The 11,595-nt window shown below is 67.3% G+C and carries 9 protein-coding genes; 2 read left to right on the forward strand and 7 right to left on the reverse strand.

Annotation, left to right across the window (positions count from 1 at the left end; translation table 11 throughout):
* Nucleotides 1-29: 29 nt before the first annotated feature.
* From IG98_RS0102210 to metH, 7 genes are all read right to left on the reverse strand, one after another.
* Nucleotides 30-1,067 (reverse strand): ABC transporter ATP-binding protein, encoded by a 1,038-nt coding sequence (locus IG98_RS0102210; RefSeq protein ID WP_030904605.1) that lies wholly within the window; start codon nt 1,065-1,067, stop codon nt 30-32.
* Entirely contained in the window at nt 1,064-2,077 is a 1,014-nt protein-coding gene (locus IG98_RS0102215) for an ABC transporter permease (protein ID WP_030904608.1), read from the reverse strand. The genes IG98_RS0102210 and IG98_RS0102215 overlap by 4 nt, the downstream gene beginning before the upstream one ends.
* A gap of 77 nt (nt 2,078-2,154) precedes the next feature.
* Entirely contained in the window at nt 2,155-3,918 is a 1,764-nt protein-coding gene (locus tag IG98_RS0102220; RefSeq protein WP_030904611.1) for an ABC transporter substrate-binding protein, read from the reverse strand.
* 45 nt (nt 3,919-3,963) lie between these two features.
* Nucleotides 3,964-4,965, reverse strand: coding sequence for an ABC transporter permease (locus IG98_RS0102225; RefSeq protein WP_030904614.1), 1,002 nt, complete (start codon nt 4,963-4,965; stop codon nt 3,964-3,966).
* 266 nt (nt 4,966-5,231) lie between these two features.
* The gene (locus IG98_RS0102230) at nt 5,232-5,777 is read right to left on the reverse strand and encodes a hypothetical protein (RefSeq protein ID WP_030904616.1); all 546 of its coding nucleotides are present in this window, start codon (nt 5,775-5,777) and stop codon (nt 5,232-5,234) included.
* A gap of 201 nt (nt 5,778-5,978) precedes the next feature.
* Complete coding sequence (locus IG98_RS0102235; protein ID WP_030904618.1) at nt 5,979-6,659, reverse strand: HAD-IA family hydrolase; 681 nt, start codon at nt 6,657-6,659, stop codon at nt 5,979-5,981.
* The gene (gene metH / locus IG98_RS0102240; protein WP_030904620.1) at nt 6,656-10,120 is read right to left on the reverse strand and encodes a methionine synthase; all 3,465 of its coding nucleotides are present in this window, start codon (nt 10,118-10,120) and stop codon (nt 6,656-6,658) included. The genes IG98_RS0102235 and metH overlap by 4 nt, the downstream gene beginning before the upstream one ends.
* A 94-nt stretch (nt 10,121-10,214) precedes the next feature.
* Between metH and IG98_RS0102245 the strand changes: the two genes are divergently transcribed.
* Both IG98_RS0102245 and IG98_RS0102250 read left to right on the forward strand, forming a co-directional pair.
* A complete protein-coding gene (locus IG98_RS0102245; RefSeq protein WP_030904622.1) occupies nt 10,215-10,673 on the forward strand; it encodes a universal stress protein in 459 nt (152 codons plus the stop codon).
* Between the two features lie 65 nt (nt 10,674-10,738).
* On the forward strand, nt 10,739-11,593 hold the full coding sequence (locus tag IG98_RS0102250; protein WP_030904623.1) for a PAC2 family protein: 855 nt from the start codon (nt 10,739-10,741) through the stop codon (nt 11,591-11,593).
* Nucleotides 11,594-11,595 lie beyond the last annotated feature (2 nt).

Genomic DNA, 11,595 nt, shown 5'->3' on the forward strand with positions numbered 1-11,595 from the left:
CGGAGCAACGGGCTTGTCGGCTCGCTCGCTCACGAGGACTCCAGGTTCACTTTGATCTCGTTCTCCCAGATGTCCCGCCTGACCTCGTGGGGCAGGTGGCACCGGACCAGATGGCCGCCGTCGCTCTCGAGCAGCTCAGGCACCTCGGCGCTCGACTTTCCACCGGTGCGGTCGGCATAGACGCAACGCGGGTGAAACGCACAGCCGGAGGGCAGGTTGATCAGCGAGGGAGGAGCGCCCTTGATCGGCAGCAGCCGTTCACTCCGCTCCCGGTCCAGGCGTGGCATCGATCCCAGCAGGCCCCACGTGTAGGGATGTTCGGGCCGCTCGAAGATGTCCTCCGCCGTGCCGTACTCGATGCCCTTTCCGCCGTACATCACCAGGATGTCGTCCGACAGCTCCGCGACGACACCCAGATCGTGGGTGATGACGATCAGCGCGGCGTTGAAGTCACGCTGCAGGTCGCGCATCAGGTCCAGGATCTGTGCCTGGACCGTCACGTCGAGGGCCGTGGTCGGCTCGTCCGCGATCAGCAGTTCCGGGTCGCAGGAGAGCGCCATGGCGATCATCGCGCGCTGGCGCATGCCGCCGGAGAACTCGTGCGGATAGCTGTCGACGCGCTTTTCCGGCTGCGGGATGCCCACCCGGCCCAGCATGTCGATGGCGTGCTTGCGCGCGACCTTCTTGCTGACCGGGTGGTGGATCCGGTACGCCTCCACGATCTGCGCACCCACCGTGTAGAAGGGGTGCATCGCCGAGAGCGGATCCTGGAAGATCATCGCCATCTTCTTGCCGCGCAACGTCCGGACGTGGTCCGCGGAGGCGGTGACGAGTTCCTCGCCGTCCAGCCAGATCTCACCGGAGATCTTCGCCCGGCCGCCCTTGTGCAGGCCGAGGATGCCCAGCGAGGTGACGCTCTTGCCTGATCCGGACTCGCCTACGATCCCGAGCGTCTTGCCGCGCTCCAGTTGGAAGGAGAGCCCGTCGACGGACTTGACCAGGCCGTCGTCCGTCGGAAAGTGGATCCGCAGGTCCCTCAGTTCGAGAAAGCTCGACGGAGCGCTCATCCCAGCCTCACCCTCGGGTCGACCACCGCGTACAGCAGGTCGACGATCAGACTGGCCAGCACGACGAAGAGTGCCGCGACCATGGTGACGCCCATGATCTTCGGAAGGTCGTTCGTCACGATGGCCTGGACGGCGTAGTCGCCGATGCCCTTCAGCGAGAACGTGCTCTCGGTGAGCACCGCGCCACCGAGCAGCAGGCCGAGGTCCAGACCGAAGATCGTCAGGATGGGGGTCAGCGCGGCGCGCAGCCCGTGCCTGACGACCACCCTGGACTCCTTCATGCCCTTGGCCCTGGCCGTGCGGATGTAGTCCTCGCTCATGGTCTCCAGCATTCCCGCCCTGGTCAGACGGGCGTAGGAGGCGGCATAGAGGAACGCGAGGGTGATCCATGGCAGGAGGAGGCTGTAGGCCCATTCCACCGGATTCTCCAGGAACGGCGTGAAGCTGCCGCCCGGCGCGGTGATGCCCAACCCGTAGCTGAAGATGACGAGGGAGACGATGCCGGTGAAGAAGACCGGCAGGGAGACCCCGGCGAGCGCGATGCTCATCGCCGCCCGGTCGAAGACCGTGCCTTTTCGCAGCGCGGACAGCACACCTGTCGCGACGCCGCAGAGCAACCAGATGACCGCCGCGCCCGAGGCGAGCGAGAGGGTCACCGGGATGCGATCCACCAGGTCGGGCCAGACCGGCTGCCTTCTGATGAAGGAGTAGCCGAAACAGGGAGCTGGGCACTCCTCGATGGTGGCACCGGTGTCGTACTCCGAGCCGACGAAGACACCTGAGATCCAGCGGCCGTACTGCACGGGAAGCGGGTCGTTGAACCCGAGTTTTTCCGCCGTGACCGCGATCATCTCCGCGTTGGCGGATCTGCCCATATAGCGGCTGGCGAAGCCCTCAGCTGTGGCGCCCGCGATACGGGGAACCACAAAGAAGATCGAGAACGTGACCATGCTCACGATGACGAGCATGAGCACCGCGCCGATCAGGCGCCGGATGATGTAAGTGACCACAGTCCCCCCGGCTCCAGGGGCCGACCTTGTGGGCCGGCCCCTTCAAGCCTCGACTAACTGAACAGGATTTCCGACGGTTACTGGACACCCAGGTTCAGGTAGTCGTACATGTCGAACGCACCGGTGACGAAGACGTTCGTCACACCCAGGGGACGGACGAGGACGCTCTTGGACCAGACCCCGGGCAGCACGTAGGCCTGCTCCATGACCCTCTGGTCGATCTCGCCCCAGAGCGCGTCACGCTTGGCGACATCGGTCTCCGCGAAGATCTGGTCGATCTTCGCGTCGATTTCCTTGTCCTTGATGCTGATGTTGTAGTTACCACCCGACTCACGGATGGTGCGGCTGTCGACGATCTGCGACATGAAGCCGAAACCGTCGTTCCAGTCGGCACCCCAGCCGTTGACGGCCAGGCCGATGCCGTTCTTCTTCACGAAGTCCGGCTTGCCGGCGTAGAGCGCGAAGTAGTCACCGGTGGGGTAACCCTTGAGCTCCAGCTTGATGCCGACCTTGGCCAGCGCCTGCTGGAGCGACTCGGCGGTCGCCTTCTCCTTGGGACGGTCGGCGCGGTAGGACATGATGGTCTCGAAGCCGTCAGGCTTGCCACAGGCGGCGAGTGCTGCCTTGGCCTTCTCCACGTCGCCGGTGCCGGACGGGTAGAGGTCCAGCTTCTTCCAGCCTCCGATCGACGGCGGCAGCAGACCGGTCGCGATCTCACCGCCGGCGAACTCGCCGCCGTAGGCGTTCTGCAGGCCCACCCGGTCGGCGCCGTAGATGACAGCCTTGCGGCACTCCAGGTTGTCCAGCGGGGGCACGTCGGAGACGATCGAGGTGTACCAGGTGCGGGCACCGGTGGGGTTGTCCGCCCGGGCCTTCAGCGTCGGGTCGCCCAGCACGCGACCGAGCGCGGCGGGCTGGACGCCCGAGCCGGCGAGGTCGATGTGCAGGTCGCCGGAGAGGATCCGGTTGTCCAGGTCGTCGGCGTTGACACCGAGGGAGATCTCGTAGCTGTCCGGCAGCGCCTTGCGGATCGGGTCGGTCGCCGGGTCCCAGTGCTCGTTGCGCACCAGGGTGTACTGCTTGCCGGCCTCGACCTTGTCGAACTTGTAGGGGCCGGAGGCCATCACGTGCTCGCGGTACTTGACGCCGGTGTCCTTGTCCTTGGGGACCGGGATCGTGCCGGGCAGGGCCGCGAAGTTGTCGAAGCCGCCGTAGGCCTTCTTCAGGTGGAAGATGATCGTCTGGTCGTCCGGCGTCTCGATCGCGGAGTCGGTGTTGACGTCCGGGGTCTTGTAGACGCTCTTGAAGTCCTTCGGCAGGTCCAGCCAGTCGTTGAAGTACGTCGGACCGTTGACCAGCGTCTCCTTGTCCATGGAGCGCAGAACCGCGTACTTCACGTCCTTGGACGTGATCGGCGTGCCGTCCTCGAACTTCAGACCGGCGCGGAGCTTGTAGGTCCAGGTCTTGCCGCCGTCACTCGACTCGCCCAGCTTCTCGGCCAGGTCGGGGGAGAGCTTGCGGCCTTCGGCACCGGGAGCCGGGGTGTAGGTCACCAGCGAACGACCGTAGATCCGGACAAAGTTCCAGGAGAGTGCGTAGTAGGTGTCACCGGGGTCCACCGAGTCCCAGTCCTCGGAGATGGCCATCTTCAGGACGCCCCCCTTCTTGTCAGAAGGGTTGAACACCGCCTCGAGCCCGGCGTTGAACGCGTCCGCGGTCGCCGGCGCGGCCGACGAACCATCGGCCGACTTCGTCTCGCTGCCGCCGCCGCCGCAGGCGGAGAGCCCCAGGGAGAGAGCGGCACCCGCGGCCGCGAAGGCCAGTGCGGATCTCTTGTTCATTTACTTGCACCCCTTGTTAATTCCAGGAGAACGGGAGGTTGAGGGTCAACGGGACGATTTCGGGTCGAGGGCATCGCGCAGCCCGTCACCGAAGAGATTGAAGGCCAGCACCGTGATGAAGATCGCCATACCGGGGAAGAACATGAAATGCGGCACGTTGTAGAACTTCACCGCCTGCGAGATCATGCCTCCCCAGGTCGCCGTGGGCGCCTGGATACCGACTCCCAGGAACGAGAGCGCCGCCTCGAACATGACGTTCGTCGGAATGAGCAACGTCGCGTAGATGAGAATCGGCGCGATCAGATTCGGCAAAATCTCGCGGAACAGGATGTACGGTCCGCGGGCTCCCAGGCTACGGGCGGCGTCGACGAATTCGCGTTCTCGCAGAGACAGCGTCTGGCCGCGAATGATCCTGCCGATGTACGGCCAGTTGAAGAAACCGATCACGAAAATCAGCAGACCGATGCGTAGCGTGTCGCCCGTCACCCCGAGGTTCTTCTCGAACTGGCCGAGGACCCCGACCAGCGCCATCGCGAAGACGAGCAGGGGGAAGGCGAGGAAGACGTCCATCGTACGGCTGATCACGGTGTCGACCCAGCCGCCGAAGTAACCGGCCATAACCCCCATGACGGTGCCGATGACCACCGAGAGCATGGTGGCGAGGACCGCGATCAGCAGCGAGATCCGCGCTCCGTAGACGACCCTGCTGAAAAGGTCACGACCGTTGACCGGCTCCACCCCGAACAGGAAGTCCCCGCTGATGCCCGTGCCGCCCTTGGGCGTCATGGTGGAGGTGTCGATCATCTCCTGGTGGAACTCGTTCGGCGGATGACCGAACACGTCCACGATCAGCGGAGCGAAGATCGCAATGACGATCAGCAGAATGACCACGCCGGCACCGAGGAGCGCGACCTTGTCGCGCTTCAGATGCATCCACGCGATCTGCCCGAGCGAGCGGCCTTGGACGGCCTTCACGCCCGCTCCCGCGAGCACTGCCTCCGGTACGACCTCGGTGGTCTTACCGGGGGCGTCGAGCGGTGCGGTCATACAGTTGGCCCCCTGGATCCCAGACGACGTTGTCCGTCAACGCGTTTCCCGGGTCGGGTAGCGCGCCGTAAGTCTACGGGCCAGTAGTTCGTGGCCCCGTGCGCAGAATCTATGGGCTGAACTGCGCTGACCAGCCCCCTGGGGCGCTATGTGGCTTAACTGTGATTCACGTGAAATTCATTCGTTCTGATCTTGGAGCCAATGTCCGGAAGCCGTTCCGCTTCTGTCTTGGATTCGTGACACGGGAACGAGTCGATTACTCAGCGTTACCCGATCCCTCGACGCTTGAGGATGTCCTCGATGTCGGAGAAATCGTCGTCGGCGGCCGGCTTCGCGGCGGGCCTGGCCGCGGCGGGCCCGGAGGCGGGCGCGGGCGCAACCTTGCGCTTGGGCAACGGCTGCGTGGCGGCCGTCGCGGCCCCGTCCCGCCCGCCGGGGCCCGCCGCGGCCACAGCGGGCGCAGAGGGCGCAGAGGACACCGGAGACGTCGAAGATGCCGCGGCCCTGAGGCGGCGGCCACGAAGGAACCCGGAGACCAGGAAGAGCAGCACGGCGAGTCCGGTCACCGCCACCCCGGACCACACCACGGGGTTGAACACCAGACCTGTGAGGAAACCGATGATCGCCGTACCGATCTGCCACAGGGTGGGAAGCGCGCCGGTCAGGAAGGCGGCGACGGGCAGCAGTGACCAGGCCGCGGCACGCAATCCCGCCACGACGCCACGGCGCCGCATCAGCAGGAAACTCAGCACCAGCCCCACACCGGTGACCCCGGCGCAGAGCGGCAACCACGCGATCTGATTGAACGACACAGCGGACCGCCCCTCATGTTGACCTATCCGACATCCATCCTGGCACGTCGGATCGGGACGAGCTCTCCTTCTCAAGGAGGGATCATCCCCTAGGGGGATACGGCCAGGATCGCATGAAAGATCAGGGAGGATCCCCAATCGCGCACTCTCATGAAAGGAGCGCATCGGATCTTCATCCCGCCCGCCGGACGACAGGGCCGCTCAGAGAGCACCGGCGGACAGTGAGCGCAGGACCTCCACATCGATCTCGTGCAGCGATCCGACGACAAGACGGCCAGGCGCACCGGGAATCGGCAGCACGCTCGGCACCGCCACCACCCGGCAGCCCGCCGAGGTGGCCGATGTCACCCCGTTCGGGGAATCCTCCAGCGCGACGCAGCGGGCCGGGTCCACGCCCAGCAGACGGGCCGCCGTCAGGTAGGGCTCGGGATCGGGCTTGGTCCCCGCGACATCGTCACCGGTGACCACGTGGTCGAAGTGGTGCCTGCCGATGCTCCGCAGGCACGTCTCGGCGATCGGCCGCGCCGAGGAGGTGACCAGGGCAGTGGCCAGGCCCTCCCCGTGCACTCCCGCCAGTAGTTCGGCGGCGCCCGGCATCATCTCCACACCACCGGCGAGCCTGGAGATCATGCCTTCCAGCATCCAGTTCTCCACCTCCTCGGGGGCGGCGCTCCCGCCGGAGACCCGGAGCATGTACGCCACGGCCGCCGACATCGAGCCGCCCACCATGTTCGCCTGGTGGGCGGCCCCCCACTCGCCGCCGAGCCGCTCCATCACCTCGGTCTCGACCTGAAACCAGATCTTCTCGCTGTCGACGAGAAGCCCGTCCATGTCGAAGAGAACCGCTTCCATGCCCTTGTAGCCCTTCCGGCAGACGGTCACACGTTGAAGTAGTTGGCCTCAGGGTGATGGACGATCAGCGCGGACGTCGACTGCTCGGGGTGGAGCTGGAACTCCTCGGACAGCTCGACGCCGATCCTGGAGGGGTCGAGCAACCCCATCAGCTGGACCTGATCCTCCAGGTTGGGGCAGGCCGGGTAGCCGAAGGAGTAGCGGCAGCCCATGACGTTGACCTTGAGCATGTCCTCCAGGGACTCGTCACCGCCGATGCCCAGTTCGGTGCGTACCCGTGCGTGCCAGTACTCGGCCAGTGCCTCGGTCAGCTGCACCGACAGGCCGTGCAACTCCAGGTAGTCGCGGTAGGCGTCCTTGGCGAACAGCTCGGCCGCCGCCTCGGAGACCCGGTTGCCCATCGTCGCGACCTGGAAGGCGACGACGTCGACCTCGCCGGAGTCCTTGGAGCGGAAGAAGTCGGACAGACACAGGTGCCGGTCGCGGCGCTGGCGCGGGAAGGTGAACCGGGTGCGCTCGTTGCCCCCCTCGTCCAGGATGATCAGCGAGTCGCCGTCGCTGACGCACGGGAAGTAGCCGTAGACGACCGCCGCCTCCAGCAGGCCCTCGGTCTGCATCCGTTCCAGCCACATCCGCAGGCGCGGCCTGCCCTCGGTCTCGACCAGTTCCTCGTAGGAGGGCCCGTCACCGCCGCGGGCGGCCTTGAGGCCCCACTGCCCCATGAACGTCGCCCGCTCGTCAAGGAACGCGGCGTACTCCGCGAGCGGTACGCCCTTGATGACGCGCTCGCCGAGGAAGGGCGCCGTCGGCACCGCGTTGCCGTCGGCCACGTCGGAGCGGGCCGGCAGTTCCTCCATCGGTGTCCTGACCAGCGTGGCTCCGGTCTTGACCCGGCGCTCGCGCAGCGGCGGCAGGCTCGCGCCCTTCTCCCCGCGCTTGACCGCCATGAAGGCGTCCATCAGGCGCAGTCCCTCGAAGGCGTCGCGGGCATAGCGGACCTCGCCCTGGAAGAGTTCCGCGAGGTCCTGCTCGACATAGGCACGGGTCAGCGCGGCCCCGCCGAGCAGCACGGGAAACCTGTCGGAGATGCCCCTGGAGTTCATCTCCTCCAGGTTCTCCTTCATGACGACCGTGGACTTCACCAGCAGTCCGGACATGCCGATGACGTCGGCCCTCTTCTCCTCCGCGGCCTCCAGGATGACCGACACCGGCTGCTTGATACCGAGGTTGACGACCTCGTAGCCGTTGTTGGAGAGGATGATGTCGACCAGGTTCTTGCCGATGTCGTGCACGTCGCCCTTGACCGTGGCGAGCACGATGCGCCCCTTGGTCTCGCCCTCGACCCGGTCCATGTGCGGCTCCAGGTAGGCGACCGAGGTCTTCATCACCTCGGCCGACTGGAGCACGAACGGCAGCTGCATCTGGCCGGAGCCGAACAACTCGCCGACGGTCTTCATGCCGTCGAGCAGCACATCGTTGACGATCTCCAGAGCGGGGCGCTGGGCGAGGGCCTCGTCGAGGTCGGCCTCCAGGCCCTTGCGCTCGCCGTCGACGATCCGGCGCTTGAGCCGCTCCCACAGCGGCAGCGCGGCGAGTTCCTCGGCCTTGCTCGCTTTGAGAGCGGCGGCGTCGACGCCGTCGAACAGCTCCATGAACCGCTGCAGCGGGTCGTAACCCTCCCGGCGCCGGTCGTAGACCATGTCCAGGGCGACCTGGCGCTGCTCCTCGGGGATGCGCGCCATCGGCAGGATCTTGGAGGCGTGCACGATCGCCGCGTCGAGGCCGGCGTTGACGCACTCGTTGAGGAAGACCGAGTTGAGCACGATGCGGGCAGCGGGGTTGAGACCGAACGACACGTTCGACAGGCCCAGGACCGTCTGCACCCCGGGGTGGTGTCGCTTGATCTCCTTGATCGCCTCGATCGACTCCAGCGCGTCGCGCCTGGTCTCCTCCTGGCCGGTGGCGATGGGGAAGGTGAGCACGTCGACGAGGATGTCCTCGACGTTCATGCCCCACTTCGCGGTCAGGTCCTCGATGAGGCGCAGCGCGATCCGGACCTTCCAGTCGGCGGTGCGTGCCTGGCCCTCCTCGTCGATGGTCAGGGCCACCACGGCCGCACCGTACTCGCGGACCAGCTTCATGTTCTTGTGGAAGCGCGACTCGACGCCGTCGCCCTCCTCGTAGTTGACCGAGTTGACGACCGCGCGCCCGCCGAGCATCTGCAGCCCGGCCTCCAGCACGGCGGGCTCGGTGGAGTCGAGGACGATCGGCAGCGTGGAGGCGGTGGCGAAGCGGAAGGCCAGCTCCTTCATGTCGGCCACGCCGTCGCGCCCCACGTAGTCGACGCAGAGGTCGAGCATGTGCGCGCCGTCACGGGCCTGCGCCCGCGCGATCTCCACGCACTCCTCCCAGTCCTGGGCGAGCATCGCCTCCCGGAAGGCCTTGGAACCGACGGCGTTGGTGCGCTCGCCGATGGCCATGTACGAGATGTCCTGGCGGAAGGGGACGCTCTGGTAGAGAGAGGCTGCGCCGGCCTCGGGGCGGGGCCGGCGCGAGGCCGTCTGGAGCCCGCGTACCCTCTCGACGACCCGGCGCAGGTGCTCGGGCGTGGTGCCACAGCAGCCGCCGACGAGGGAGAGGCCGTAGTCGCGGGTGAAGTTCTCGTGCGCCGAGGCCAGTTCCTCGGGGGTAAGCGGGTAGTAGGCGCCGTCGGAGGTCAGCACGGGCAGTCCGGCGTTGGGCATGCACGAGAGGCGGACCCGGGCGTGGCGGGCCAGGTAGCGGAGGTGCTCGCTCATCTCGGCGGGACCGGTCGCGCAGTTCAGGCCGATCACGTCGACGCCGAGCGGCTCGATCGCGGTCAGTGCCGCGCCGATCTCCGAGCCCAGCAGCATCGCACCGTTGGTCTCGATGGTCACCTGGGCGATGATCGGCACGTCCCGGCCGGCGTCGGCGATGGCCCGGCGCGCGCCGATCACCGCCGCCTTGACCTGGAGCAGGTCCTGGGCGGTCTCGATGATCAGGGCGTCGGCGCCACCGCTGACCAGCCCCGCGGCGTTGTCGTAGTAGGCGTCGCGCAACACGGCGTACGGCCTGTGCCCGAGAGTCGGGAGCTTGGTGCCGGGGCCGATGGAGCCGAGCACGAAGCGCGGCCGCTCGGGGGTGGACCAGACGTCGGCCGCCTGCCGGGCGACGCGGGCACCGGCCTCCGAGTACTCGAAGACCCGCTCGGAGATGTCGTATTCACCGAGAGCCGAAAGATTGGCCCCGAAGGTGTTGGTCTCGACGCAGTCGACCCCCACCTCGAAGTAGGCCTCGTGCACGGCACGCACGATGTCGGGGCGGGTGACATTGAGCACCTCGTTGCAGCCCTCGTGACCCTGGAAGTCGTCCATGGTGACGTCGTGGGCCTGAAGCATCGTCCCCATTGCCCCGTCGGCGACCATCACTCGCTCGGCCAGGACTTCACGGAAAGACGGGGTGCTTGTCATGAGACAAGAGTACTGGGATCCACCTGGCCGTTATTGTTGTTGACAGCAATTGAACTTCTTGTCCAATTAATACGGTCACCCCTGTGAGGCACCGATGGCGACCTACCGCACCATCCTTGTCGGCACCGACGGCTCCACCTCCTCCCTCCGCGCGGTCTCCTCGGCCGCCTCCCTCGCCGCCGCCACCGGCGCCGGCCTGATCCTGGCCTGCGCCTACTCCCCCATGCGTGAGCGCGACCGCAACGCCGCCGCCGACGCCCTCGGCGACCTCTCCTACAAGGTGACCGGCTCCACCCCGGCGGACGACGCCCTGCGCGCCGCCCGGGAGCGCGCGGTCGCCGCGGGCGCCCGGACGATCGAACTGGCCGCCGAGGAGGGCGACGCGGTGGACGTGCTGGTCTCGCTCGCCGGCAGGCACGGGGCCGATCTCGTGGTCGTCGGCAACCGGGGGCTCAACAGCCTGGCGGGGCGGCTGCTCGGCTCGGTGCCGTCCGGCGTGTCCCAGCGCGCGGGCTGCGACGTCCTGATCGTCCACACCACATCCGGAAGGTGACGTGAAGGCCCCCTCACGGCATAGGCTTAGCCGGATAGGACGGTGCGGTGAGAAGGAGGGGGCGCGTGATCGAGATCGAAGGTCTGCCCGAGCTCGTCGACCCGGTGATGATCGCCGCGTTCGAGGGGTGGAACGACGCGGGCGAGGCTTCGAGCGGAGTGATCGCGCATCTCGAGGGCGAGTGGAAGGCGACCCCGCTGGTCTCCCTGGACCCCGAGGAGTACTACGACTTCCAGGTGACCCGCCCGATCGTCGAGATGGGCGAGGGGCTGACACGCTCCATCACCTGGCCGACCACGAAGCTGTCGGTGGCCAGGCCGCCGGGCGTCGACCGCGACGTGGTGCTGCTCCGCGGCATCGAGCCCAACATGCGCTGGCGCGCTTTCTGCGAGGAGATCGTCCTGGTCTGCCGGGAGCTGGGGGTCGAGCTCGCGGTTCTGCTCGGCGCGCTGCTCAACGACTCGCCGCACACCCGTCCGGTGCCGATCGTGGGCTCGGCGACCGACGAGGGGCTGGCCAGGGCGATCAACCTGGAGCTGAGCCGCTACGAGGGACCGACCGGCATCGTCGGCGTGCTCCAGCAGTCCCTGGGCGCGGCCGGGCTGCACGCCGTGTCACTGTGGGCCTCGGTGCCGCACTACGTGGCCCAGCCCCCCAACCCGAAGGCCACCATGGCACTGCTCAGCCGGATGGAGGACCTGCTCGACATCCCGATGCCGCTGGGCGAGCTGGCCGAGGAGGCCCGGGCCTGGGAGCACGGCGTCGACGAGCTGGCCTCCCAGGACAGCGAGGTCGCCGAGTACGTCAAGGAGCTGGAGGAGCGCAAGGACGCCGCCGAGCTGCCCGAGGCCAGCGGTGACGCCATCGCCGCCGAGTTCGAGCGCTACCTGCGCCGACGCGACCGCGACTCCGACGGCTGAGC

It is taken from the genome of Streptosporangium amethystogenes (genome assembly GCF_000721075.1).
Classification (GTDB): Bacteria; Actinomycetota; Actinomycetes; order Streptosporangiales; family Streptosporangiaceae; genus Streptosporangium; species Streptosporangium amethystogenes.